Source organism: Nocardiopsis sp. M1B1 (assembly GCF_052466615.1).
The window spans coordinates 4,025,614-4,051,418 of the sequence record NZ_CP196194.1; the positions used below are offsets into that span (position 1 = coordinate 4,025,614).

Annotated in this window: 21 protein-coding genes; 10 read left to right on the forward strand and 11 right to left on the reverse strand. The window is 74.3% G+C overall.

All coding sequences use genetic code 11. The annotated features are described in order from the left end of the window. Positions 1–161 precede the first annotated feature (161 nt). Positions 162–1,403, forward strand: coding sequence for a hypothetical protein (locus ACSTA4_RS17505; RefSeq protein ID WP_444960208.1), 1,242 nt, complete (start codon positions 162–164; stop codon positions 1,401–1,403). Positions 1,404–1,540: 137 nt separating this feature from the next. Continuing rightward, on the forward strand, positions 1,541–3,616 hold the full coding sequence (locus tag ACSTA4_RS17510; protein ID WP_444964202.1) for an FUSC family protein: 2,076 nt from the start codon (positions 1,541–1,543) through the stop codon (positions 3,614–3,616). Positions 3,617–3,658: 42 nt separating this feature from the next. Here ACSTA4_RS17510 and ACSTA4_RS17515 read toward each other — a convergent pair whose 3' ends face one another. Beyond that, entirely contained in the window at positions 3,659–4,309 is a 651-nt protein-coding gene (locus ACSTA4_RS17515) for a cyclase family protein (protein WP_274973574.1), read from the reverse strand. A 238-nt stretch (positions 4,310–4,547) separates the two neighbouring features. On the opposite strand from ACSTA4_RS17515, the gene ACSTA4_RS17520 reads away from it, so the two are divergent. From ACSTA4_RS17520 to ACSTA4_RS17545, 6 genes are all read left to right on the forward strand, one after another. Then, on the forward strand, positions 4,548–5,246 hold the full coding sequence (locus ACSTA4_RS17520) for a lysophospholipid acyltransferase family protein (RefSeq protein ID WP_444960209.1): 699 nt from the start codon (positions 4,548–4,550) through the stop codon (positions 5,244–5,246). Positions 5,247–5,625: 379 nt separating this feature from the next. Next, on the forward strand, positions 5,626–6,972 hold the full coding sequence (locus ACSTA4_RS17525; RefSeq protein WP_248774611.1) for an FAD-dependent oxidoreductase: 1,347 nt from the start codon (positions 5,626–5,628) through the stop codon (positions 6,970–6,972). Positions 6,973–7,349: 377 nt separating this feature from the next. Continuing rightward, the gene (locus ACSTA4_RS17530; protein ID WP_444960210.1) at positions 7,350–9,800 is read left to right on the forward strand and encodes a penicillin-binding transpeptidase domain-containing protein; all 2,451 of its coding nucleotides are present in this window, start codon (positions 7,350–7,352) and stop codon (positions 9,798–9,800) included. A gap of 394 nt (positions 9,801–10,194) precedes the next feature. Continuing rightward, positions 10,195–10,515, forward strand: coding sequence for a hypothetical protein (locus tag ACSTA4_RS17535; RefSeq protein WP_444960211.1), 321 nt, complete (start codon positions 10,195–10,197; stop codon positions 10,513–10,515). 87 nt (positions 10,516–10,602) lie between these two features. Beyond that, complete coding sequence (locus ACSTA4_RS17540) at positions 10,603–10,851, forward strand: hypothetical protein (RefSeq protein ID WP_047870821.1); 249 nt, start codon at positions 10,603–10,605, stop codon at positions 10,849–10,851. 103 nt (positions 10,852–10,954) lie between these two features. Further along, on the forward strand, positions 10,955–11,530 hold the full coding sequence (locus tag ACSTA4_RS17545; RefSeq protein WP_444960212.1) for a CAP domain-containing protein: 576 nt from the start codon (positions 10,955–10,957) through the stop codon (positions 11,528–11,530). Positions 11,531–11,635: 105 nt separating this feature from the next. On the opposite strand, the gene ACSTA4_RS17550 is transcribed toward ACSTA4_RS17545, so the two are convergent. The 6 genes from ACSTA4_RS17550 to ACSTA4_RS17575 form a co-directional block, all read right to left on the reverse strand. Beyond that, positions 11,636–11,977 carry a DUF3040 domain-containing protein gene (locus ACSTA4_RS17550; protein ID WP_444960213.1) on the reverse strand — a complete coding sequence of 114 codons (342 nt, stop codon included), beginning with the start codon at positions 11,975–11,977 and terminating at the stop codon, positions 11,636–11,638. Between the two features lie 219 nt (positions 11,978–12,196). Continuing rightward, the gene (locus ACSTA4_RS17555; RefSeq protein WP_444964203.1) at positions 12,197–13,285 is read right to left on the reverse strand and encodes an ABC transporter ATP-binding protein; all 1,089 of its coding nucleotides are present in this window, start codon (positions 13,283–13,285) and stop codon (positions 12,197–12,199) included. Beyond that, on the reverse strand, positions 13,285–14,133 hold the full coding sequence (locus ACSTA4_RS17560) for an ABC transporter permease (protein ID WP_444960214.1): 849 nt from the start codon (positions 14,131–14,133) through the stop codon (positions 13,285–13,287). Before ACSTA4_RS17560 ends, ACSTA4_RS17555 begins: the two co-directional genes overlap by 1 nt. Next, entirely contained in the window at positions 14,130–14,936 is an 807-nt protein-coding gene (gene modA / locus ACSTA4_RS17565) for a molybdate ABC transporter substrate-binding protein (RefSeq protein ID WP_444960215.1), read from the reverse strand. Before modA ends, ACSTA4_RS17560 begins: the two co-directional genes overlap by 4 nt. Next, positions 14,929–15,330 carry a TOBE domain-containing protein gene (locus ACSTA4_RS17570; protein WP_212643985.1) on the reverse strand — a complete coding sequence of 134 codons (402 nt, stop codon included), beginning with the start codon at positions 15,328–15,330 and terminating at the stop codon, positions 14,929–14,931. The genes modA and ACSTA4_RS17570 overlap by 8 nt, the downstream gene beginning before the upstream one ends. Before the next feature lie 204 nt (positions 15,331–15,534). Then, a complete protein-coding gene (locus ACSTA4_RS17575) occupies positions 15,535–17,154 on the reverse strand; it encodes a glycoside hydrolase family 10 protein (RefSeq protein WP_444960216.1) in 1,620 nt (539 codons plus the stop codon). A 324-nt stretch (positions 17,155–17,478) separates the two neighbouring features. On the opposite strand from ACSTA4_RS17575, the gene ACSTA4_RS17580 reads away from it, so the two are divergent. Both ACSTA4_RS17580 and ACSTA4_RS17585 read left to right on the forward strand, forming a co-directional pair. Continuing rightward, entirely contained in the window at positions 17,479–18,759 is a 1,281-nt protein-coding gene (locus ACSTA4_RS17580) for an isochorismate synthase (protein WP_444960217.1), read from the forward strand. Between the two features lie 165 nt (positions 18,760–18,924). Beyond that, positions 18,925–19,374: a GNAT family N-acetyltransferase gene (locus ACSTA4_RS17585; RefSeq protein ID WP_444960218.1), complete on the forward strand. Its 450-nt coding sequence runs from the start codon at positions 18,925–18,927 to the stop codon at positions 19,372–19,374. A 111-nt stretch (positions 19,375–19,485) separates the two neighbouring features. Here ACSTA4_RS17585 and ACSTA4_RS17590 read toward each other — a convergent pair whose 3' ends face one another. The 4 genes from ACSTA4_RS17590 to menB all read right to left on the reverse strand — a co-directional run bounded on the left by ACSTA4_RS17590 (position 19,486) and on the right by menB (position 25,756). Then, a complete protein-coding gene (locus ACSTA4_RS17590; RefSeq protein WP_444960219.1) occupies positions 19,486–21,510 on the reverse strand; it encodes a PhoX family protein in 2,025 nt (674 codons plus the stop codon). Positions 21,511–22,038: 528 nt separating this feature from the next. Then, complete coding sequence (menD, locus tag ACSTA4_RS17595) at positions 22,039–23,751, reverse strand: 2-succinyl-5-enolpyruvyl-6-hydroxy-3-cyclohexene-1-carboxylic-acid synthase (RefSeq protein ID WP_444960220.1); 1,713 nt, start codon at positions 23,749–23,751, stop codon at positions 22,039–22,041. A 185-nt stretch (positions 23,752–23,936) separates the two neighbouring features. Further along, a complete protein-coding gene (locus tag ACSTA4_RS17600) occupies positions 23,937–24,920 on the reverse strand; it encodes an o-succinylbenzoate synthase (RefSeq protein WP_444960221.1) in 984 nt (327 codons plus the stop codon). Next, the gene (gene menB / locus ACSTA4_RS17605) at positions 24,917–25,756 is read right to left on the reverse strand and encodes a 1,4-dihydroxy-2-naphthoyl-CoA synthase (protein WP_248770885.1); all 840 of its coding nucleotides are present in this window, start codon (positions 25,754–25,756) and stop codon (positions 24,917–24,919) included. The genes ACSTA4_RS17600 and menB overlap by 4 nt, the downstream gene beginning before the upstream one ends. Positions 25,757–25,805: the final 49 nt, after the last annotated feature.

Genomic DNA, 25,805 nt, shown 5'->3' on the forward strand with positions numbered 1-25,805 from the left:
CGGCCCGTGCCCACGGGCCGCGGTCGGCGGCCCGCCCGAGGGGGCTGGCGCGGAACCACCGGCGGCCGTCCACCCCCGGTGGAGCGCGGGTGCGCGGGTGCCCGGTCGCCGTGCCCGACACACCTCCGCGCCGCGCGGGGGCGAACCGCTACGCTCACCCCGTGGCCTCCGACTCCAACACCTGCAACTTCCCCGGCTGCGACCGGCCCGTGCCCCGCGCCTCCTCGCCCGGCCGCCCGCCGCAGTACTGCGACCTCCCCGAGCACACCCGCTGGCGCGCCTGGAAGGAACGCCAGCGCCAGACCCAGGAGGCCGAACGCCAGGAGGAGCTGGCCCGCGCCGCCCAGGAACCCTCCGCCGCCGACTCCGCCGCGCCCTCCCCCCACGCCCCCGGGTCCTCCCCCTCCTTCAGCACCGAGCCGGTCACCTCCGCCCGCCTGCGCGCCGACGACCTGCTCACCCGCTTCGCCGTCCAGAGCGAGCAGCTCACCGCCACCCTCCGGTCGGCCACCGAGGCCTTCTCCACGATGACCGACCCGGCCGCGGCCGAGGCCCAGGTGGAGGCCGCCCGCCTCGCCGGGGCCCGGCACGCCGCCGAGGCCGACGCCGCCCGCCTGGAGGCGGAGAACCGCCGCCGCGAGGCCGAGAGCGCCCGGCGCGTGGCCGAGGACGCCGCCGCCTCCGCCGTCTCCGCCACCCAGGAGGCCGAGCGCATCGCCGAGGAGGCCCTGGCCGCCCGGGACGCCGCCGAGGCCGAGCGCGACCGCCAGCGCGCCCTCGCCGACCGGGCGCGGACCGAACGCGACGCCGCCGTCGCCGAGGCCAACGCGGGGCTGGCCGCCGCCGAACGCCGCATCGCCGAGCAGTCCGCCCGCGCCCGCGAGGAGCTGGAGCACGAGCGGGCCGAGGCCTCCCGGCGGCTCCAGCACGCCCGCGCCGAGGCCGAGGGGCTGCGCGCCGAGACCGCCGAGCACGCCCGCCGGCGCGACGAGGCCCTCCTGGCGGCCGAGAGCGCCCGGGCCCGCGCCGAGACCGCCGAGGAGCGCGCGGGCGAGGCCGCCCGGACCCTGGCCGCCGACCGGGAGCGCTTCGACGCCGAACTGGAGCGGACCCGCGAACGCCTGGAGTCGGACCGCGCGGCGGCCGCCGCCGAGCGCGAACGCCTCACCGCCGAGCTGGAACGGCTCCGCGCCGACCGCGAGCGCCTGGCGGCCGACCTGGACACCCAGCGCCGCAACGCCGAGATCACCCTGGCCGAGTCGCGGGAGGCCGCCGCCGCGCGCCTGGCGCTGGCCGAGGAGGCGCGCGAGCGGGCCGTGGCCCGCGCCGAGCTGGCCGAACGGCGCGCGGAGCGGGCCGGGGCGCCCCCGGCAGGGCAGGACGCGGAGCACACCGCCACGTAACGGTCCGTGCTCCGAACGGCCCGGCCCCCGCCCACGGCCCGCCCCACGGATGTTCAGTAAGTCACCTAAGTGCCGGTTCGTCCCGGTCTAGGATGGGAAACGTGCGAGATCTGGGAACCACTGGAGACACCGGACCGATGAACGTGGGTGGTTCCCCCGGCGAAGGGCACGGAGCCGAACGCGTCGAGGTGGCCGAACGACCCCACCCCAGGGTCGACCTGCGGGCGCTGTTCGGACTCCAGTCCGGCGCCTGGGCGTGGACCACCGCGGTCAAGGCCGCCGTGTCCATGTCGCTCTCCTTCGCCTTGGCCACGTGGCTGTTCGGCTCGGAGGTCGGCACCCTGGCCGCCCTGGGCTCCATGACCGTCCTGTACGAGAAGAAGACGCCCTACGCCTACCGGTCGGCGGCCCTGGCCCTGGTCGGCCTGGGCTTCGTCGCCAGCGTCACCCTCGGCTCCCTGGCCTCGGCCCTGGCCTCCTGGGCGCCCGTGTTCTCCATCGGCCTGACCGCCGGGATCGCCACCTGGCTGTGCGCGGCCTGGCGGGTGGACAGGCCGGGCCCCCTCTTCTTCGTCCTGGTCGGCGCGATCTCCACCATCGCCCCCGGCGGCCTGGCCGACGTCCCCCTGCACGCCCTCGTGGCCGCCCTCGGCGCGGCCATCGGCTGGTCGGTGTCGATGTCGGGCGCGCCCGTGCGCGCCCGCCACCCCGAGTACCGCGCCGTGGCCGGGGCCTACCGCCAGCTCGCCTCCCTGCTGCGCGCCGTGGGCACGCCCGACCTGGACCACGCCCAGCACGAGGCGTCGGTGGCGGTGGCCGAGGCCTGGCGGATCGTCCTGCTGGCCCAGACCCGCGGCTACCGCACCAGCCCCGAGGCCGCCCGGCTGCGCTCCCTGCTGCGGTGGGTCTCCGACGTGCACCTGGCCACCACCCAGGTGTGCATGGCGCGCCCCACGACCCTGCCGGAGAAGGCCGCCGACTTCGCCGAGCGCATGGCCCCGGCCGTGGCCGACCCCTCCCTCGGACCCGACCCCGACGAGCTCGACGAACTGCGCCGGGGCCTGCGCCCCCGTTCCCTGGAGGCCCGGCTCTACGGCCAGCTGGCCCGGGCCGCGCAGGCCGCGCGCCGCTCCACCCACGATGACGACGAGCACGCCGCGACCCTGCACGACCAGCGCTATCCGGCGTTGTGGGACGCGCTGCGCTCCAGCCTGGGCTCGGACTCGCTGGTGCGCCCCACCGCGCTGCGCATGTGGATCACGGTGACCGCGGCGGGCGCGTTCAGCCTCCTGCTGGGCCTGGACCACTACTACTGGGTGGGCCTGACCGCGACCGCCGTCCTCCAGGCGGGCAGCGTGGTCCTGACCATGAACCGGGCACTGCAGCGGTCGCTGGGCACCCTCGTGGGCGTGTTCATCGGCGCCGCGCTGATCGCGACGCACCCGCCGCTGGCCGTGGTCATCGTGCTCGCCGGACTGTTCCAGGGACTCACCCAGCTGGTGGTGGGCCGCAACTTCTTCTACGCCTCGGTCCTGGTGACGCCGATGGCGCTGCTGCTGGCCGCGACCGCCGCGCCCGACCCGATCACCGACCTGGCCGGGTCGCGGATCATCGACACCGTCGTGGGTTCGGTGTTCGGCCTGCTGGGCTCGCTGCTGCTGTGGCGCAGGGCGTCGGCGACCCGTCTGCCCCAGGCCATCACGAGCGTGCTGGAGACCTCGCGCGAGTGCATCATGGCGGTCCTGGACCAGGACGTGGAGATCGGCCCCGAACGGCGCTACCGGTTGCGCAGGGACATGCGCGCGGCCCTGGTCAACCTGCGCGGGGTCTACGACAGCGCGATCGGGGACGCGCCGCGCGCGGCGTCCACGCTGCCGCTGTGGCCGGTGGTGGTGGCCACCCAGCGCACCGGCTACCTGGCGCTGTCGGCGCTGGCCCGGGACCGGCCCGAGTCGGCGGGCGTCATCACCCTGCAACGGGTGGACCTGGCCTTCGGCGAGCTCATCTCCTCGATGAGGGAGCGCCGCACGCCCCGCATGGGCGCGATCCCCCGGCTGCCCGCCTACCCCAGGATCAACATGGAGCTGCGGGCGCTGTCCAACGCGATGACCAGCGCGGTCGCCCAGGACGAGCGCGCGGCGCGCCAGGAGGCCGAGCGGCGGGCCCAGCGCGAGCACCGCCGGGCCCAGAAGGACCTGGACGCCGACCTGTGATCCCGCTCCGCGCCCGCCCCCGGCCGCCGGGGGCGCGGCCGGTCACTCCACGAGGGCGAAGGCCCGCACGGGGAAGGCGGCCATCCCGCGGATCTTGGCGGGCACCGCGAAGAAGGTGAAGCCCTCCTCGGGGAGCTGGTCGAGCAGGCACAGGTGGGAGACGACGGGGACACCGGCGGCGAGCAGGACGGCCAGCGCCGGGCGGGCGCCCTCGGCGGCGGGAGAGGGGTCGTCCACGCCGACCGCGTCGATGCCCACCAGGGTGGCGCCGCCGTCCACGAGCGCCTTGGCCGCCTCCTCGGTCAGGTAGGGGTGCTCGGGGTGGCCGTAGGACTCGGTGCGCCAGTGCCGGTCCCAGCCGGTGCGCACCAGCACGGCGCGTCCGCGCACGTCCAGGCCGGAGAAGGCCTCCGGGCCGATCCGGGCGGAGCCGACGGCGACGACCACGCCGGGCAGATCCGCCACGCGGGCCAGATCCAGGTCGGCCAGGTCCGCGCCGTCACGGTAGCGGTGGGCGGGCGTCTCCACGTAGGTGCCGGTGGCACCGACCATCGTGACGCGGCCGCTGCTGGTGCCGTGGCCGGGGACGGAACCCGGAACGGCGGTGCTCTCCTCGACGGCGGGTTCCGGCAGGCCCGGAGAGGTGGTCATCCCGTCGGTGATCTGGTGGCTGACGTCGACCAGTTTCGGCATGGCTGTTCTTCCTCGCTCGCGCGTCCGGGGAAAGGACCCCTGACCTGCACCAGAGGTCTAGACCATAGCCTAGCGCGTGTGACCGTCGCCACGGCACCCGCGCCCGGCCCTCATCACACCCTCCGGCCACGTCCTCCGCCCCGCGACCCCGATAGGCTCGCAGGACACGGACACGGGAGCCCTCCGTACGTCCGTCACCCCCGCCCGGACCCATCCCACCCCGAGAAGAGGCGACCGAGTGACCCTGTACGGAGCGGCCAAGACCGTCATCGCGCCCGCCACCCGTGTCGTGTGGCCCCAGCGCGTGGAGGGCGCGCACCACGTCCCCCGTCGCGGTCCGGTGATCCTGGCCGTCAACCACCTGGCGCTGATCGACCCGCTCTTCATCGGCGTGGCCTGCCCCCGGCCGGTGCGCTTCATCGCCAAGCAGGAGCTCTTCGACGAGGGGACCCTGCCCCGGCGGCTGTTCACCCGAGCGCTGCGGGCCATCGGCCAGCTCTCGGTGGACCGGCGCCCGGGCCAGAGCGCCCAGGAGGCCATGGACAACAGCCTCGGGGTGCTGGAGAGCGGCGAGGTCTTCGGGATCTTCCCCGAGGGGTCGCGCTCCCCCGACGGCCGCCTCTACCGCGGGCAGACCGGGCTGGCCTGGCTGGCGCTGACCACGGACGCCCCGGTGGTACCGGTGGCCCTGGCCGGCACCGAGCGGATCCTGCCCCCCGGCCGCAGGGTGCCCTCCCTCAACCGCGTGGGCGTGCGCTTCGGCGAGCCGGTGGACCTGTCGCCGTGGAAGGGCCAGGCGGACAGGGCCCGCCCGCGCCGCGAGGCCACCGACGCCATCATGGCCGCCATCGCCAAGCTGTCCGGGCAGGAGCAGGTACCCCGGTTCGCCGCCTCGGTCAAGGCCGAACTGGAGCAGGGCCGACCCTCGGGCAAGTAGGGTCGGTTTTCGGGGGAGTCGGCTCCCCCTCCCCCGGCACGGCCCCCTGGACGCGGGACCGCCCCGGCGGGCGGTGACTTTCTTCACAGCCCGTTCGGAACTGGGGAACCGGTGACAGGGCGTTGACCTCTTGTTGAGGGACCTCTCAGGGCACCGGCGGCAGCCTCCCTACCTGGTCCTACCGGGTTCTGCCTGGGCCTACGGCCCCGCGGGACCTCCGGGGCCCGCCATGCGGGCCCGGGACTGGGGGCGGAATTCTCTACCTTTATAGTAGGTTTTCCCGGTGCCGACACCGGATAGATTAGGCAAGCCTTACCTTTTGATGGCGTCCGACTCTGGCGCGAAGACTTGGAGCTGTGCGATGACGCGACCACTGCGAGTGGGAATCGTGGGTGCGGGCCCCGCGGGGATTTACGCCGCGGACCTGCTCACCAAGGACGAGACCCTGTCCGCGTGCGGCACGTCCGTCAGCATCGACATCCTCGACAAGCTGCCCTCCCCCTACGGCCTGGTCCGCTACGGCGTCGCCCCGGACCACCCCCGGATCAAGCAGATCCAGGGGGCGCTGCACAAGATCCTGGACAAGCCGGAGATCACCTTCTACGGCAACGTCGAGTACGGCGTGGACCTCAAGCTGGAGGACCTGCGCCACCACTACGACGCGGTCGTCTTCGCCACGGGCAGCGACCGCGACCGGCCGCTGGACATCCCGGGCATCGACCTGCCCGGCAGCCACGGCGCCGCCGACTTCGTCTTCTGGTACGACTCCCACCCCGACGTGTCGCCGTCCTGGCACGTGGAGGGCACCAGCGTCGCCGTGATCGGCGCGGGCAACGTCGCCGTCGACGTCGCCCGCATCCTCGCCAAGAGCGCCGAGGACCTGCTGGAGACCGACATCACCGACAACGTGTACGAGGGGCTGCGCGCCAAGCAGATCACCGACGTCCACGTCTTCGCCCGCCGCGGCATCGCCCAGTGCAAGGCCACCCCCATGGAGCTGCGCGAGCTGGACAAGCAGCCCGGCGTCGAGGTCATCGTCTACCCCGAGGACTTCGACATGGACGAGGGGAGCCTCCAGGCCTGCGAGGACTCCAACCAGGTCAAGACCAACGTCAAGGTCCTGCAGAACTGGGCGATCCGCGACCCGCGCGGCGCCGAGCGCCGCCTGCACCTGCACTTCCTGCACAGCCCGGTGGCCGTGCTCGGCGAGGACCGCGTCACGGGCTTCCGGACCGAGCGCATGGAGCTGACCGGCGACGGCGGCGTCCGGGGAACCGGCGAGTACGTGGACCACGAGGTCCAGGCCGTCTACCGCGCCATCGGCTACCTGGGCTCGCCCCTGGCCGACCTGCCCTTCGACGAGGAGCGCGGCGTCGTCCCCAACGCCGAGGGCCGGGTCCTGGACCTGGACGAGAAGCCGATGGACGGCGTCTACGCCACCGGCTGGATCAAGCGCGGCCCCGTGGGCCTCATCGGCCACACCAAGGGCGACGCCCTGGAGACGGTCACCAACCTGGTGGCCGACCGCGAGGCCCTCACCCCCGCCTCCGAGCCCGACCCGGTCGCCTTCCGGGCCCTGCTGGAGGCGCGCGGCGTCGACTACACCACGTGGGAGGGCTGGCAGCGGATCGAGGCCCGCGAGGAGGAGCTGGGCGCCGAGCGCGGACGCAAGCGCCTCAAGCTCCTGTCCCGGGACGAGCAGACCAGCATCGCGCGCCAGGGGTGACCCCGGTTCGCGGGCTTCCCGGCCGGTCCCGCGCCCCTCTGCGGGACCGGCCACCGCATTCCCCCCTCCGCCCGCGGATACCGTGAGATTGCGCATGCGCGGCATCCGGCGGTGACGGAACAACGGCTCGGCCCGATGGGTTAGAGTCACTGTTGGTCGGTGTGGTAGCAAGTGTCCCCCGGGCCTCAACAATTGCCTTCGCGGAATACCGCGTCCGGCCCCGCCTCCGGGTGGGTGACCGTACGGCCAGGAGCCCCGTTGTGCCCCGCGCCGAGAGGCGACCGCCATGCCGACCCTCACTCTCGTGCCCCGCTCCCACCGAGGTGGGAGCGGGGCATCTTGGTATCTCCAGCCAACCCAGTGAAGGACGGTCAGGCGTGGACGAACGGTCCCCCCGGCAGCCGGATTCCTCCGGACCGCCCGAAGCATCGCACGAGCCCCCGGCGCACCCCCCGCGCCCCGGCAACCCCTACCGCATCCCCCAGCGCACCCAGGGGCCCCCGCCCGAGGAAGCGGCGGCCCCGTCCGCGCCCGTTCCTCCCCCGCAGCCCGACCCCCCGCAGCGGTCGGCCGGGTCCTGGGACTCCCCCTCCTCGTGGGACGAACCCCCGCGCGGAGGAACCGCCGACGACGGATGGGGCGCCCCGTCCGCGCACGCCTGGGAGCCCTCCCGGCACGAGGGCTCCGGCGCCCACGGCAACGCGGGACGCCCGCAGGAGCCCGCCTCGTGGGACGAGCCCCCGCGCGGCCCCGACCGGGGCGGCGCCGAGGACTGGAACGCCCCCTATCCCTCGGCCCAGGGCCCCTCCGGCGGCTGGGACGGGTCCCGAGGCGACGGGGCGCACGACTCCTGGCAGGAGGCCCCGGCCCCCCGGCACGGCGTCCGCGGGCCCGCCGCCGGACACGGCCACCCGGACGGGCGCACCGACACCTGGGACGACGACCCCTACCCGGGCCAGCCCGTCCACCACGGCGACACCCCCTACCCGGGCGACGCGCCCTATCCTGCGCCGGACCGCGGCGGCCGCGGGGAGACCGGCCCCCAGCACGGCCAGGGTTCCCCGGACGGCTTCGAGTACCTCTACAGCGGCGGCGGCCCGGGCGCGGGCGGACCGGACGACCCCGACCGCCACGGGGACGACGGCTACGACCCCGGCCCCCCGCCGCGCAAGTCGCGGCGCGGACTGCTCATCGGCGTGCTCTCCGCCGTCGTGGTGCTGCTGCTCGTGGGCGGCGGCGCGTCCTGGTACGTCCTGACGATGCCCGAACCCGAGGAGGCCGCCGCCGAGTACGAGGCCGCCTGGGAGGCGCAGGACTACGAGCGCCTGGCCGCGGTCACCCGGGGCGGCGACGCCGCCGCGGTGCTCGGCGGGATCGACTCCGGGCTGGGCGTGGACTCCATCGCGGTGGAGGTCGGCACGGTGACCGCCGACGGCGGCGCCGGCAGCGCTCCCTACGAGGTCACCGTGTCGCTGACCAACGCCGACGACTGGGGCTGGGAGGGCGAACTGCCGCTGGTCCGCGAGGACGGCGAGTGGTGGGTGGAGTTCTCCCCCGAGGTCGCCTACCCCGGCCTGGGCGAGGGCCAGGTCCTGGCCCGCACCGCCGTGTGGGGCGAGCGCGGCAGCGTCCTGGCCGCCGACGGCACCGCCCTGGACGGCACCGTCTCCGGTTCGCTGCAGATGATCGCGGGCTCCCTGGGCGAGGCCACCGCGGAGGACGTCGAACGGCTGGGCCCGGCCTACAGCGTCGGCGACACCGTGGGCGTCAGCGGCCTCCAGCGCACCTACGAGGAGCGACTGGCCGGTGAGGCCGCCACGACCATCCTCATGGTCGACGCGGCCGCCGCCGAGGACCCCGACTCCCTGGAGGCCACCGCGGAGAACACGGTGGCCACCCTGGACGGCGCCGACGGCGAGGACGTCGTCACCAGCATCGACATGGCCGTCCAGAACGCGGCCTCCAACGCCGTCATCGACTCCGCCGACCCGGCCGGCCTGGTGGCGGTGCGCCCCTCCACCGGCGAGATCCTGGCCGCGGCGAACGTGCCCGGCGGGTTCAACCGGGCCTTCGAGGGCCAGTACCCGCCCGGTTCGTCGTTCAAGATCATCACCTACAGCTCGCTGCTGGACAACGGGATGAGCGTGGACGCCACGATGAACTGCCCCAAGGAGTACGACCTGGGCGGGTGGCCGTTCGTCAACGCGGGCGACGCCGAGTACGGCGCCCAGACGGTGACCGAGGCCTTCGCGACCTCCTGCAACACCGCGCTGGTGGAGCAGGTCGGCGACCGGCTCAGCTCGGACACGCTCCAGGCCAGCGCCGAGCAGTTCGGCATGAACGCGCCGCTGGACATCGGCGTGCCCACGCTCGAACCGTCCTTCCCGCCGGTGGACAGCGCCACCATGCTGGGCGCCCAGAGCATCGGCCAGGGCCAGATCCTCACCTCGCCGCTGCACATGTCCACGGTGCCCGCCGCGGTCGCCGACGGTTCCTGGCGCCACCCGGTGCTGGTGACCGAGCCCGCCCAGGAGGGCCTGCCCGAGCCCCGCGCGATCGCCCAGGCCGAGGCGCTGCGGACGATGATGCGCGCGGTCGTCACCGAGGGCACCGCCGAGGACGTGCCCTTCCAGGGCGAGGTGTACGCCAAGTCGGGTACGGCCGAGTTCGGCACCGCCGAGGACGCCGACGAGGACGGGGAGCTGCCCAGCCACGCCTGGATGGTCGGCTTCAAGGGCGACGTGGCCTTCGCCGTGGTGGTCGAGGGCGGTGGCGGCGGCTCGTCCGTGGCCGGTCCCCTGGCCGCCAGCTTCACCAACGGCCTCTGAGGCCGGTCTCCGACGCGACGGCGCGTACCGGCCCCGCCGGTGCGCGCCGTCGGCGTCGGGGCCGCACCGGCGTGGCCGGTGTCGGCGCCGGTTCCCGGCGTCTACGATGCTCCCGGATCGCGCGGCGTGCCTCGGCCCCGTCCCGGCCTCTTCGGGGACCGGTCGGCCCCGTGTCCCCGGTCGCGGGCATGGGCCCACCTCAAGCAGGAAAAATCCGACCCAAAACAAACAAGTATTACTTTAAGCTATTTAGTGACTACTAAGAGTTAGCGAGCGGGAACCCGGGGGCAGATCTACGGATGGCGCCAGGAGAACGGTTCTCCCGAGGGTCGAGCTGGGGGGGATCGGTGCCACCGGACCGACAGATCGTCGGTCCGCCTCGAAAGGACACAGGATGAACCGCAAGACTCTCACTCGGATCGCCTTCGCCTCCGTCGCCGTTCCGGCCCTGGCCTTCGGCGCCCCGGCCACCGCCATGGCGGACAGCTTCTTCTCGGGTGAGTCCAGCGCCGCCGGCATCGAGGGCGCCGCGAGCCACAACGTGACCGCTGTCGCCTTCGACGGCAACGGCGGCGGCCACGACCACGGCCACGGCCACAAGGGCGACAAGGGCCACGACCACTGGGACAACGGCGGCTCCTTCTACAAGAAGAGCGCCACCTGGGCGGGCCACGACGGCGCCGCCTCCCACAGCATCGTGAGCGGTGCGAACTAGGCATCCCGTTTCCGTCGGGCGCGGCGGCCGTGTCGGCCGCCGCGCCCGGCGGGCGTGACCCGACCCAACCCGAGGAGGGGAAGGACGATGGTCCGACTACGACGAGCGCTGTCCCTGACCGGCGTGGCCTTCGGCCTGGCGCTGGGCGCGCCCTCGGTCGCGATGGCCGACGCGGTCTTCGAGAAGGACTTCGGCAGCGCCAGCGCCGAGGGCGCCACCATGACCGTGGTCCACAGCCGCGTCGGCGACGACGGCAAGGTCTACTACGAGTACGTGACCTACACCGCCTCCATGCACGGAGCCACGGTGGACAGGACCACCAGCAAGGCGAACTGAGTTCCCGCGAGGTTGCGGGCGGACGGCCTTCACGGCTGTCCGCCCCTGGTGTGCGCGGGCGCGGCGCGGTACACGCGCCCCCGCGCACGGGAGGTGGAAAGACATGCGAAACCTGCTTCGAGGCCGTGTCCTCGCGGGGATGGCCGCGGCGGCCGTGTGCTGCGCGGGTGTGACCGGCGCGGCCGACCCCGGCGACGTGTTCGCCGGCGGTGGGACCCCGTCCGCGGTCCAGGGGACGGGCTCCGGGGGCGGCTGGCCCCCGCCGTGGTCCCAGGAGGAGCCGGCCGACCCCTGGACCGAGGCCGAGGCCGAGGTCGTGCGGCTGGTCAACGACAAGAGGCCCGGGTACGGCTGCGAGAAGCTGAGCGCCCACGAACTGCTCACCCAGGCCGCCCGGGAGCACAGCCAGGACCAGGCGGGCGACAGCGGTTTCCCCGGCGGCGGCTTCTTCGGCGGCAGCTCGTCGGCCAGGGACCGGGCCCGCGGCCTGGGCTACGCGAACCCTTCGGGCGAGATCGTGGCCAGCGGCTTCGAGACGGCCGAGGAGGCGGTGGAGGCCTGGACGCGCCGCGGCCACAACCAGGTGCTCGCCGACTGCGAGTCCGAGCACATCGGCGTGGGCGTGGTGAAGGGCGACGGCGGCCCCTACTGGACCGTCGTCCTGGGCAAGGGCGCCTGAGCCGGACACGCGGTACGCGGGGCGCGTGACGGGCGGTGTGCAGCGGACGCACACCGCCCGTCACGCGTCCCGGGCGGCACCGCACGGCGCGGACCGGGGCTGCGGTCAGGAGGTGCCGACGGTCTCGGGCCCCTCCGGCGCGGGCTCCGGGTCCGGTTCGGGCGCCGGGCCCCCGGTGGTCTGCGAGGTGTCGGTCGGCACCGCGGGCGCGGACGGCTGCGGCGTGCTCGGGGTGAGGACGAACAGCATCACGAGCAGGCCCGCGGTGACCGCGGCGATCAGGCCGCACGCCACCCACGGTTTCCATCCGCCCAGGCCGGGGTCGGCCGGAGCGTCGGGGTCCCCCGACCCGAAGGACTCCAGTCGTCCGGCCAGGTCAGGTTCCTCCTCGCTGAGCTGCCGCTCGATCTCCGCGAGGATTCTTCTCTCGTGCTCTCTCAGGGACATGGCACCCTCCTCGGCCACGGGGGGAAGGACAGTCGTCGCCAGACTTACAGTCTCCCCCGGGTGTACCTGAGATATCCAGGTGTACACAGCTTTTCCGATGTGGGTTTCTATGCCCGATTATGGGTAGAAAAAATCGGTTCTCTTCACAGGGTACGCCGCCGCCCCGGACCCGAACGCGCTCCGCGCCGACGCGGCCCCGCGGGCCGGAGCGGCCGGGGGTCAACCCGGGTAGCACTCGACCTCGGCGGCCTTGACCCCGGCCCACACCGCGTCCCCCCGGGCCAGCCCCAGCTCGGCCAGGGCCGCCGGGCTGATGTCGGCGGCCAGGGAGGGGCTCCCCGCCAGGTGCACCCGCACCTGGTCACCGAACCGCTCGATCCCCTCCACCGTCAACCGCCACACGTTGCGCGGGCTGCCGTGCGGACGGTGCGGGTACAGGGCCACGGCGCGCGGCGGGAAGGCCACCAGGGCCGGTCCCCGGTGCGCCTCGTGCGCCTCCACGCGCACCGGACCGCCGGGCCCGTCGCCGTCCAGGGTGACGGTGGTGCCCTCGGCCGCGCCCCGGAAGAGGTTGAGCCCCACCAGCCGCGCGACGTAGGAGGTGCGGGGGCGCCGCGCCACCTCGGCGGGTTCGCCCTGCTGGACGACTCGGCCCTCCTCGATCACCGCCACCCGGTCGGCGAGCACCATGGCGTCGAGCGGGTCGTGGGTGACCAGCACCGTGGCCCCGTCGAACTCCTCCAGCAGGTGGCGCAGCCGGGCGCGCACGTCGATGCGGGTGCTGGCGTCCAGGGCGGCCATGGGCTCGTCGAGCAGCAGCAGGCGCGGGCGCACGGCCAGGGCGCGGGCCAGCGCCACACGCTGGGCCTGCCCGCCGGAGAGGCGGCGCGGCCGCACGCGCGCGTGGGCGGACAGGCCCATGTGGGCGAGCAGTCCGGCGGCGCGCTCGCGGGCCGCCGCCCGCGACAGGCCCTGGCGGCGGGGGCCGAAGGCCACGTTCTCCAGGGCGCTCATGTGCGGGAAGAGCAGGTAGTCCTGGAAGACCATGCCGATGGGGCGGTGCTCCACGGGCGTCCTGGTATGGTCGCGCCCGTCCACGAGGACGCGCCCGCCGGTGAGGGGCACCAGTCCGGCCAGGGCGCGCAGCGCCGAGGACTTGCCCGCGCCGTTGGGCCCCAGCAAGGCGAGGATCTCCCCCGGGCGCACCGTCAGGGCGGCCTCCAGGGTGAAGGCGCCCCGGCTCAGGCGCAGGTCGGCCTCCAGCGCGGGTGCGGACACGGTGGCGGCGGGGTCGTGGTCGGGGGCCATCAGGCGTTCGTCCACCTCTCGCGCAGGGTGGCCAGGACGGCCAGGCAGACCGCCAGCAGGATCAGGCTGAGCACGATGGCGGCCTCGGGGTCGCGCTGCATGGCCACGTACACGGCCAGCGGCATGGTCTGCGTGGTGCCCGGGAAGTTCCCGGCGAAGGTGATGGTGGCGCCGAACTCGCCCAGGGCACGCGACCAGCACAGGACCGCCCCCGCCGCGATGCCCGGCAGCACCATGGGCAGGGTGACGTGGGCGAAGACGGCCGCCCGCCCGGCGCCCAGGGTGGCGGCGGCCTCCTCGTAGCGGCGGTCCGCGCCGCGCAGCGCGCCCTCCACGCTGATCACCAGGAACGGCATGGCGACGAACACCTGGGCCAGGACCACGGCGGCGGGGGTGAAGGGCAGGGTGATCCCGAACCAGGCGTCCAGGTACCGGCCCACGATCCCGTTGCGCCCCAGGACCAGCAGCAGCGCCACTCCGCCGACCACGGGCGGCATCACCAGCGGGACGGTGACCAGGGCGCGCACCAGGCGGCGTCCGGGGAAGTCGGTGCGGGCCAGCAGCCAGGCCAGCGGCACCCCGAGGAGCAGGGACACGGCCGTGGCGGCGGTGGCGGTGGACAGGGACAGCCACAGCGCCGCCAGCACCTCGGGCTCGGCCAGGCGGCTGCCCATGGTGGACCAGGGCGCGCTGGCCAGCAGGCCCGCCATGGGCAGCACGAGGAAGGCCGCGCCCACGAGCGCGGGCAGCAGCAGGATCCAGGGCGCCCGACCGAAGCGCCGGGCCCGAGGCGAGCGGCGCGGCGCCGCGTCGGCGGCGGGCGCGGCGGGGGCGTGGTCGGGCGTCATGGCACCTCGAACCCGGCGGCCCGCAGGACCTCCCCGCCCTCGGGCGAGCGCACCAGGTCCACCCAGGCGGCGGCGAGCGCGGCGTCGGAGGTCGTGGAGACGACCCCGATGGGATAGTCGTTGACCACCTCGTCGGACTCGTCGAACACGACGCCCTCGACCCGGTCGCCCGCGGAGACGACGTCGGTGGCGTAGACGAGTCCGGCGTCCACCTCACCGAGCTCGACCTTGGTCAGGACCGCGCGCACGTCCTCCTCGTAGGTGTCCGGGGTGATCTCCAGCCCGGCCTCGTCCAGGACCGCGGCGGTGGCCGCGCCGCAGGGGACCTCCTCGGCGCAGAAGGCGACGGCGGTGCCCTCGTCCGCGAGGTCGGCCAACCCCTCCACACCGGCCGGATTGTCCGGGGGCACGGCGATGCGCAGGGTGTTGGCGGCGAAGACGACGCCCCGCGCGCCGTGCTCCGCGGCCCAGTCGGGCTCCAGCCCCTCGCCCTCGACGACCCGTTCCATGGTGGCGGTGTCGGCGGAGGCGAAGACGTCGGCGGGGGCGCCGGAGTTGATCTGCAGGGCCAGGTCGCTGCTGCCCGCGAGGTTGAGGACCACCTCGGTGCCGGGGTGCTCGGCCTCGAACTCCTCGGCCAGGTCGGTGAAGACGTCGGTGAGGGAGGCCGCGGCGAAGACGTTGAGCCGGTCGCCGGACTCCTCCCCCGGGGAGCAGGCGCAGAGTACGAGCGCGGCCGCGGCCAGGGCGCGGGTCAGCCGGAAGGCGCCGGACCGGGGGTCGCGGGGGGCGGGCTCACGCATGGCGCTCCCCGGTGGTCTCCACGACCACGTTGGTGGACTTGACCACCGCGGTGGCGATACTGCCCACCTCCAGGCCGAGTTCGTCGGCGGCCTCGCGGCTCATCAGCGAGACCACCCGGTGGGGTCCGGCCTGGATCTCCACGCTGGCCATCACCCGGTCGCGGACGACGTCGGTGACCAGGCCGCGGAAGCGGTTGCGGGCGGAGGACAGGTGCCGGGCCGGGTCCTCGTCGGCCCCCGTGCTCATGAACCCGGCCAGGTCCGCGCCCTCGATCAGACGCCTTCCGGAGGCGTCGCGGGTGGCGGACAGGCGGCCGGAGTCGACCCAGCGCCGGACGGTGTCGGCGCTGACGCCGAGGAGGTCGGCGGCCTCGCTGATGTGGAAGGTCGGCATGGGGCCAACCTACCCCTGGCATCTGCTGGGGCAAAAGGGACTTTCCGCTAGCAGATGCTTACTTTTTCGCCCTTGTTCTGGGATTCTGCGGCAGAAGGCCGCGCCGGACCCGAGCGGCGCCCGACCGGGTACCCCGGCGCACGGGAGGGGCTCCGACCCGGGGACGCCTCCCCCGGCCGGAGCCCGCACGCTCCCCGTCCGCGGTCAGCCGCGCACGTCGGCGGCCTCGCCGAGCGGCCCCTGGGCGCGGTAGTCGTCCAGCGCGGTGACCACGTACCCGGCGCCGTCCTCCAGCGGCTCGGTGTCGGTCAGCGCGGTGCGCCCGGTGAGGCCCACGAGGTTGTCCGCGGTGAGCGCGGCGCAGCGCTCCTCCTCGGTCCCGGCGGCGGCCGCGTCGGCGGGCAGCCGGTAGACGGCGTAGAAGCGGGCGCCGTCCACGGCCTCCCACGCCACGTCGACCCCCTCGTCGGCGGCCCGGGCCGTGACGCCGCCGACCGCGCCGACCAGCGGCTCCTGCCCCTCGGGCGCGTCGGAGAGCGGCGGCAGGGCGGGGGCGCCGTAGTGCTCGTCGGCCAGCGCGGCGTAGGCGTCGGCGGCCTGCTCGCGCAGGTTCTTGATGGAGAAGTAGACGTCGCCGTCCACCTGGGGCAGCTCGCCGGAGTAGTCCAGCTGGGTGCTGAGCGCGTCCTCGCCGGTCCAGCCGTCCTCGCCCACCCGGTAGGCGGCCTGGCCGATGTACAGGTCCACGCCGGTGCCCTCGACCTCCCGGGCCCACCAGTCGGCCAGGACCTCGTAGTCGGCGGTCTCGAAGCCCCGCTGCCAGTACAGCTGCGGCGCGACGTAGTCGACCGTGCCCTCCTGGATCCAGGTGCGGGTGTCGGCGTGCTGGGCGTCGTAGGACTGCAGGCCCGAGCTGGCCGAGCCGCTGGGGTCTGTGGAGTCGTTGCGCCAGATGCCGAACGGGGAGATGCCGAAGCTCACCCAGGGCTTGGTCGCCTCGATGCCCTCGTGGACGCCGGCGATGAGCCGGTCGACGTTGTCGCGGCGCCAGTCCTCGCGGTCGTCGAAGCCCTCGCCGTGCTCCTCCCAGGAGGCGTCGTCGTCGAACTCCTCGCCCTCCTTGGGGTAGGGGTAGAAGAAGTCGTCGAAGTGCACGCCGTCGACGTCGTAGCGCTCCACCACGTCGAGGATCACGCGGGTCACCCACTCGCGGACCTCGGGGTTGCCGGGGTCGAAGTAGGCCTCGACGCCGTAGTCGACGAGCCACTCGGGGTTCTCCCTCGCCGGGTGGTCCTCGGCCAGGTTCTCGACGTCGGGGTCCTGGAAGCCCACGCGGTAGGGGTTGAACCAGGCGTGCAGCTCCAGGCCGCGCTCGTGCGCCCCGGCCACCGCGTACTCCAGCGGGTCGTAGCCGGGATCGCCGCCCTGTTCGCCGGTGAGGTAGCGCGCCCACGGCTCCAGGTCCGACTCGTAGACGGCGTCGGCGGTGGGCCGCACGTGCAGGAAGACCGCGTTGAGCCCCATGGCGGAGGCGTCGTCGAGGTAGGCGTCGAGCTCGGCCTTCTGCTCCTCGGCGGACAGTCCCGGCTCGGAGGGCCAGTCGATGTTGCGGACCGTGGTCAGCCACGCCCCGCGCATCTGCCGCTGCGCCCCGCCGTCCCCGCACCGGGCGGAGGCGGCCGCCCCGGACGCGCCGTCGGCCGGCGGCTCCCCCTCGGAGCCCCCGCCGGTGCATCCCGCCAGCAGGACGGTGGCCGCGGCGGCCGTCGCGGCCCACCGCAGCGCGGCGCGCGACGGGGTCACGGCACGGGCCACTGAATCCATGGAACAGGTCTCCTCTGAGGGGGAATCGGGACGCGCACCGCCGTCACCGTGACGTCGCACCGCGAACCAGAGTAGGCCAGACAGTCAATTTTCGGACACGATCGAGGCGATCTGTGGACAACCTCGCATCCCCGGTGCCGGGGGCCGCCGCGACGGGTCCACGGAGCTCCCGCGCGGACGGCGGCGGAGCACGATCCCCGCCGGGCGGCGGCGGAGGCCGGGTCACGGCGGCGGCCCCGGCCCGGGAGGGGGCACGTGCGCACCCCGGCCACCACGGCCGATACCGGACACACCGTCCCAGACGAGGTCCTAGACTCGGGGACCGTGAACGCCCTCCTGAGCCCGCCCCGCCTGTCCGTCCGCACCGTCGCCCTGCGCGACGACACCGCCAGCCTGGTGGACCGCCTGCCCGCGGACTCCCCTCTGGCCTGGCTGACCGGCGACGAGGGCATCGTGGGCTGGGGACGGGCCGCGCGGCTGGACCTGGCCGGTGAGCCCGAATCCGCCGAGCCCACCGACACCACCCGCTTCACCGAGGCGGCCCGCTGGATCAACGCCCTCACCGAGCGCGCCGAGGTCCACGACGAGGTGGGGGTGCCCGGCACCGGCCCGGTCGCGTTCGGCACGTTCGCCTTCTCCCCCTCCTCCGCGGGATCGGCCCTGGTGGTGCCGCGCGTGCTGGTCGGGCGGCGCGACGGCCGCTCCTGGCTGACCACCGTCACCGAAGCGCCCGGGGAGCACCCGGCCGAGCCGCTGGGCCCGGCGTCGGCGCCGCGGCCCGTGGGTCCGATCTCCTGGAGCCAGGGGTCGCTGACCGGCGAGCAGTGGATGGGCGCCGTGGCCGGTACCGTCGAGCGCATCCGCGCGGGAGAGCTCGACAAGGCCGTGCTGGCGCGCGACGCCCTGGCCGAGGCCGACGCCCCCATCGACGTGCGCACACTGCTGGAGCGGCTGCGGCTGCGCTTCCCCGGTTGTTTCACCTTCTCGGTGGACGGCATGGTCGGAGCCACCCCCGAGCTGCTGCTGCGCCGCGAGGGCGACCAGCTCTCCTCGCTGGTGCTGGCCGGGACCCGCCCCCGGGGCGAGGACCCCGAAGGCGACCGGCTCCTGGCCGAGGAGCTGCTGGCCTCGGCCAAGGACGTGGACGAGCACCGCATGGCCGTGGACTCCCTGCGCACCGCGCTGGAACCGCTCACCGAGGAACTGGACGTGCCCGCGCGGCCCCGCCTGCTCGCGCTCGCCAACGTGCAGCACCTGGCCACACCGGTGCGCGCCCGCCTGTCCCCCGGTGTCTCGGCGCTGGACGCGGTCGCGGCCCTGCACCCCACGGCGGCCGTGGGCGGCACGCCCACCGCGGCGGCCATGCGGCTGATCGCGAAGTCCGAGGGCATGGACCGGGGCGGCTACGCCGGTCCGGTCGGGTGGCTGGACGGCGCGGGCAACTCCGAGTGGGGCATCGCCCTGCGCTGCGCCCGCGTGGAGGGCGCGCGCGCCCGGCTGTTCGCCGGAGGGGGCATCGTCGCCGGTTCCGAGCCGGAGTCGGAGCTGGCCGAGACCGAGTCCAAGTTCCGGGTCATGCGCGAGGCCCTGACCGACCCCGTCTGAGCCGGGGCGGGAGCGGGGCCCGCGCTCCGGTCCGGGCTCCGCGGCGCGCACGCGGGCGGCGGTCCGTACGGGGCGGCGTTCCGCAGGGGGTGGCGCCGCGCACAGCGGCCGCCGTCCGGGCGGGATTTCACGGCCCCGAAACACGGCGCCGCTAGCGTGGCGCCCATGCGTGTCCACGAGGTTTCCTGGGACGATCCCGACGCCGCCGCCCTGCGGGCCGGTCAGCGGGCGGAGATCGCCGAACGGTACGGCACCACCGACTCCGAGCCTGGGATGGCCCCCTCCGCCGGGGACATCGCGGTGTTCGTGGTGGCCCGCGACGCCTCGGGCGCGGCCGTGGGCTGCGGCGGCCTGCGCGACCTCGGTGACGCGGCGGGCGAGGTCAAGCGGATGTACGTGCGGCCCGACCGGCGCGGATCGGGCGCGGCGGCGCTGGTCCTGGCGGCCCTGGAGGAGTGGGCCCGCGAGCGGGGCTGGAAGTGCCTGCGCCTGGAGACGGGCGACCGACAGCCCGACGCGGTGCGGTTCTACACCCGTTCGGGGTACACGCCCATCCCCGGTTTCGGCGCCTACGCCGACGAGCCCTCCTCGCTCTGCTTCGAGAAGACCCTCTGAGGCCCGCTCGCCCCGGGCCGGGGCCCGAAAACGAGGAACCGGCCCCGGCAGCCCCCACGATGGAAGCCGGGGCCGGTGGTCTTCGTCCCTACCGGCGGGAGGAGGGCGGGGCTACCTGCCGACCTCGCGGCCCGCGGTGTGCCAGATGCACACCACGGACGGGCGCGGGAACTCGCCGTCGGGCCAGGTGCTGGTGGGAGCCTCGAAGGTGCCGCCGTCACCGGGGTGCTGGGGGCCCAGGAACACCGTCTTGCTGTCCTCGGTGACGAAGGGGCCGCAGGCCTCCGCGCCGACCGGGACGGTGGCGAAGGTCTTCAGCTCACCGCGGAAGCGGCCCTCGACCGGCATGACGTGCAGGCCGTCGTTGATCCCCAGGGCGCCCGGCTGGCCGTCCGTGGAGATCCACAGGTTGCCGTCCTTGTCGAAGGTCAGGTTGTCCGGCGCGGAGATCGGCATGACCTTGGACTTGTCGAAGCCCGCGTAGTAGGTGTCGTCGTCCTCGGGGTTGCCGCACACCAGCGGCACGTTCCAGGCGAAGGAGGTGGCGGCCGCGTCGTTGCCGGACTCGACGATCTCCAGGATGTGGCCGTGCCGGTTGGGGCCGCGCGGGTTGGGCTCGTCGGCCTGGCCGGGCTCGCGGGCGGAGTTGTTGGTCAGCGCGCAGTAGACCTTGCCGGTGACCGGGCTGGGCTCGAAGTCCTCGGGGCGGTCCATCTTGGTGGGGCCCACGACGTCGGCGGCCAGACGGGTGTGGATGAGCACCTCGGCGACGCTGAAGCCGGGGACGAAGCTCTCGGTGTCGGTGCACAGCGCGACCCACTCGCCGGAACCGTCGAACTCGCCGTCCGCGGGCAGCGCGCCGGAGCCGTCGAACTCCTCGGCGGGGCTGTTGCCGGACAGGCGGGCCACGTACAGCGTGCCGGTGTCCAGCAGGGAGAGGTTGTGGCGCCGGGAGCCCTCGACGTACTTCTTGGCGCTGACGAACTTGTACATGTAGTCGAAGCGCTCGTCGTCGCCCATGTAGGCCACGACCCGGCCGTCGTCGGCCAGGCGGGTGGTGGCGCCCTCGTGCTTGAAGCGGCCGAGCATGGTGCGCTTGACCGGCTCGGACTCGGGGTCGAGCGGGTCGACCTCGACGATGTAGCCGAAGCGGTTGATCTCGTTGGGGTGCTTGGAGAGGTCGAAGCGCTCCTCGAAGCGCTCCCAGCGGCGTCCCGTGGTACCGGTGCCGACGCCGTAGCGCCTGGTCTCGGCGGATCCGGAGCCGTTGGCGAAGTACTGGTTGAAGTTCTCCTCGGCGGTGAGGAAGGTACCCCACGGGGTCATGCCGCCCGCGCAGTTGTTGAGCATGCCCCGGACCAGGGTGCCGGTGGGGTCCTCCGCCGTCTTGAGCAGGTCGTGCCCGGCGGCGGGGCCGGTGATGCGCATGGGGGTGTCGGCGGTGATGCGGCGGTTGAAGGAGCGCTCGCCCGTGGAGAGCACCCACTTGCCGGTGCGGCCCTCGCGCTGGAGCTCGACGATGGAACCGCCGTGGGCGGCCATGGCGATGCGGACCTGCTCCTCGGTGGCGGCGTCGCCCCCGGCGTACCCCGGGAACATGAGTTCCTCGTTGGTGTACTCGTGGTTGACCCACATCAGGGCGTGGTCGTCGTCGAGCTGGTGGAAGCCGACGTAGTCGCAGTTGTAGCCGAACTGCTGGGCCTGCGCCTCGGCGGTCTGGTCGTACACGTCGAACTCGGGCGCGCCGGGCAGGACCGGCTCGCCCCAGCGGATGATGACGTGCTGGTCGTAGCCCCGGGGGATGGTGATCTTGTCGTCGTTGTTGGGCTGGACGCTGGTGAAGGTGGGCCGCGGCGAGGGGTGGGGGCGGTTGGGGCCGCGGCGGTCGGCCGAGGCCGGGCTGAGCGCGGCGAGTCCGAGCGCACCCGCTCCGGCGCTCACGGCACCGGCCTGGATGATGGAGCGGCGGGAGAGCGCCTTGGCGAAGATGTCCCCGAAGTAGGGGTTGTCGCTGGTGTTGGGAGCCGGGTGGAAACAGGCGTCGCCGCAGCGCAGTCTGCATGTCGCACGGGAACGACCGCCACCGACCTGGCCGATCAACGGCAGCTGGCGGCGGCGGGGCGCGGATTCGGGCACACCTTCTCCTTGGGGATCGTGCTGCTCACACGCGCTCCGTCGGTGCGGGGTCTGACCGGGGCGCGCGGATTGTCTCCTGGTCCGGCGGGGTGCTCCCCCGGACGCTCTCGACCTTGGCCGAAATTCCGAACGCGCAGGTGAAACCAAGGTGAACGCGCCTACAACTCCGGCGCATGCCCTGGTAGGTCACGCTGGGAATCCGGAGGGACACACATCGTCGGGTTCCGGTCGTGATCATGGCGCACCGTACCCGCCGGGTCCACGTGACACGCCCGTAACCGTCTCCGGAGTTGTCGCCCCTCCCGTGATTCGGCGCCGGGCGAAGCGGTGTTCCGCGGGGGCGGGGCCGGGGCGGAGGCGGGAAAACGGTTGCCGGTCGAAGGGGTTTCCGGGCATGCCGACAGCGGGGCGCACGGGAGGTCGAAAAGGGGCGGGCCCGGTGCCCGGTGCCGCGGCGGACGGGCTCGGGCGGGCCGACCGCCGCTGGAACACGGGGAAGGGCCGCACGCCCCCGTCAGGGGCGTGCGCTCAGAGCGCCCCGTCCACCGCGGCGTCGATCGCGGCCTGGATACGGCGGCGCAGCGCGGCGCTGCCCGCGCGGTGCGTGCGCACCTCGATCAGGCGCGGCCCCTCGCCCAGCAGCGCCTTGGGCAGGTCGGTCGCCCACTCCAGGCGGGTGTAGGGCACGTCGGCCACCGCCGCCACACGTTCCATCGACGCCCCGTGCGGGGTGCCGAACACCCGCTCGAAGTCGGGGTGCCCGGCCTGCTCCAGACCGGAGAAGATCCCGCCGCCGTCGTTGTTGACCACCACGATCGCCAGGTCCGGGCGCGGCTCCCCCGGGCCGATCAGCAGCCCGTTCTGGTCGTGCAGCATGGCCAGGTCGCCCAGCAGCGCGTAGGCGTGCCCCCCGCCCCCGGCCTGGTGGGCCAGCGCCGCGCCGATGGCCGTGGAGACCGACCCGTCGATCCCGCTCACGCCCCGGTTGCCCACCAGGCGCACGCCGCAGCGCGCCCGCATGGTGGCGTCCAGGTCGCGGATGGGCATGCTCGAACCGGCGAACAGCAGCGAACCGGCGGGCATGTGCGCGACCAGGTCGCGGGCCAGCCTCGGCTCGCTGAGCACCTCCTCCTCGTCCAGCACCGCGTCCAGGGCGGCACGGGCCACCGTCTCCGCCTCCGACCAGGCCCGCGACCACTCGGTGCGCCGCGGGGCGCCCGGGTCCGCACCGGCGGGCGGCGCGACCGCGGCCACCACGTCGGTGGCGGTGCGCACGGGGTCGGAGAAGGCGTTGAGCGCGCTCGCCGACGGGTCGCCCAGCGCGCCCGCGCTGACCACCACGTGCCGTTCGGCCCGGCGCAGGTAGGCCAGGATCTGCCGGGACAGGTTGGGGCGGCCCACGCTCACCACCAGCTCCGGCGCCGGCCGCGCGGCCACGCGCGGCGAGGCCAGCAGCTGCCGGTAGGTGGACAGCGCGTCCGCCCGGCGGGCGTTGGAGGTCGGTTCGGCCAGCAGCGGCCACCCGGTCGCCTCGGCCAGCGCCAGGAACGGCACCGGGTCGTAGTCCCCGTCGCCGCACACGATCACACCGCGTTCGACGTCGGGCAGGGCGAACGGCGCGGGTTCGGTCAGCGGCCCCGGGCGGCCGATCCACGCCCGGCCGCCGTCGCGCCCCTCCAGGGGCTCGGGCCAGGCTCCCGTGTCGGCGTCGGGGGTCAACGGGTCGCGGAAGGCCACGTTGAGGTGGACGGGGCCGGGGCGCCCGCCCAGCGCCGAGCCCCACGCGCGGCAGGCCAGCGACCGCCAGTAGGCGACCATGCCGGGCACCGGGTCGGGGGTGCCGACCTCGGCGAACAGACGGACCGCGCCGCCGTACAGGCCGATCTGGTCCACGGTCTGGTTGGCGCCGGTGCCGCGCAGCTCGGGGGGCCGGTCGGCGGTGAGCACCAGCAGCGGCACCCCGCTCTCGTCGGCCTCCATCACCGCCGGGTGGAAGTTGGCCGCGGCCGTGCCGGAGGTGCACACCACCGCGACCGGGCGGCGCGAGACGCGGGCCAGGCCGAGGGCGAGGAAGGAGGCCGAGCGCTCGTCGATGCGCACGTGCACCCGGATTCCGGGGTGGGCGACCAGGGCCAGGGCGAGCGGCGTCGAGCGCGACCCCGGCGCGACGACGGCCTCGGCCAGGCCGCAGCGGGCCAGCTCGTCGACCAGGACACGCGCCAGGGCGGTGGACGGATTCATCAACTCTCTCGATCGTCTCAAGGTGTACCCAGTATCACCATGTGGACCCGGCCCCTACAGTCAACCCCCACCTGGGACCCGCGGAGGACGAACACGGCTGTTACACCTCACACACGCCGACCGGGCATCCGGTACCCCCGTCACCGTGCGCCCCAGGCGTAACACCAACGCCGGTCACGGCGTGGTCATCCGGCGCCGGGAACCTCGTCGGCGGCCGACCGCGCGGCCTCGGCGCGGGCCCGCCAGGCGGCGGGGTCGACCTCCACCGCGCGCAGGCTCGCCTCGTCCACCGTCACCGGGCGCACGGGCAGGAACCCGTTCTCGGGCAGCAGGGGGTCGGCGGTGACGTCGGCGGTCAGCATCTGCATGGTGGCCAGGCCGCACGCGTGGGGCAGCTCCGGCAGCGCGGCGGCCAGGGCCACCCCCGCCGCCAGGCCCACCGAGGTCTCCACGGCGCTGGAGACCACCACCGGCAGGCCGCACGCCTCGGCCACGCGCAGCGCGGCGCGCACCCCGCCCAGCGGCTGGACCTTGAGGACCACGATGTCGGCGGCGCCGGCGGCGCGCACCCGCAGCGGGTCCTCGGCCCTGCGGACGGACTCGTCGGCGGCCACGGGGACCGACACCCGGCGGCGCACGGCGGCCAGCTCGTCCAGGGTGGCGCACGGCTGCTCGACGTACTCCAGGCCGAAGCGGTCCAGTCCACGCACCATCCGCACGGCGGTGTCGACGTCCCAGGCGCCGTTGGCGTCCACCCGCACCAGCCCGGAGGGGCCCAGGGCGTCGCGGACCGCCTCGACGCGGGCCAGGTCCTCGGCCGGGTCCTGCCCGCGTTCGGCCACCTTGACCTTGGCGGTCGTGCAGCCGCCCGCGGAGACGATCGCGTGGGCCCGCTCGGGGTCCACGGCGGGCACGGTCACGTTGACCGGCACCCGGTCGCGGACGGGAGCGGGCCAGCCGTGGTGGGCGGCCTCCTCACAGGCCGCCCACCAGCGGGCGCACTCGCGCGGGCCGTACTCGGCGAAGGGGGAGAACTCCCCCCATCCGGCGGGCCCGCGCACGAGCATGCCCTCGCGGACGGTGATGCCGCGGAAGCGGTTGCGCAGGCCGATCGCGAAGGCGCGTCCCCCGGCGGGCGAGCCCGCCGGGTCGGGTTCGGCAGCGGTCACGGACGGCGCGGGAACTTGTCGAACCCCGGGCGGCGCTTCTCCTTGAAGGCGTCGCGGCCCTCCTGGGCCTCCTCGCTCATGTAGTAGAGCATCGTGGCGTCACCGGCGAACTGCTGCATCCCGGCCGCGCCGTCGCTGACGGCGTTGATGGCGCCCTTGAGCATGCGCAGCGCCAGCGGGGACTTCTCCAGCATCTCCCGGGCCCAGGCCACGGTCTCCTTCTCCAGGTCCTCCAGCGGCACGACCGTGTTGATCATGCCCATGTCCAGGGCCTCCTGCGCGCTGTACTGGCGGCACAGGTACCAGATCTCGCGGGCCTTTTTCAGGCCGACGGTCTCGGCGAGCAGCCAGGAGCCGTAGCCGCCGTCGAAGGAGCCGACCTTGGGGCCGGTCTGGCCGAACTTGGCGTTGTCCGCGGCGATGGTCAGGTCGCAGCAGACCTGGAGCACGTTGCCGCCGCCGATGGACCAGCCGGCGACCATGGCGATGACGGGCTTGGGCAGGCGGCGGATCTGCACCTGGAGGTCGAGCACGTTGAGGCGGCCGATGCCCTGGCGGGCCACGGCGTCGTCGCCCATGTAGCCGTCCTCGCCGCGGATCTTCTGGTCGCCGCCGGAGCAGAACGCCTGGTCACCGGCGCCGGTGAAGATGATCACGCCGACCGAGGAGTCGTCGCGGGCGAGGTTGAAGGCGTCCTGGAGCTCGAACAGCGTCTGGGGCCGGAAGGCGTTGTGCCGCTCGGGGCGGTTGATCGTGATCTTGGCGATGCCCTCCGCGGTCTCGTAGATGATGTCGGAATACTCGCCCGACCGCTGCCAGTCGATCACGCTGCTCACGGCTACTGCTTCTCCTCAACGGGGACACTGTGGACGGCGCGGACGTGTC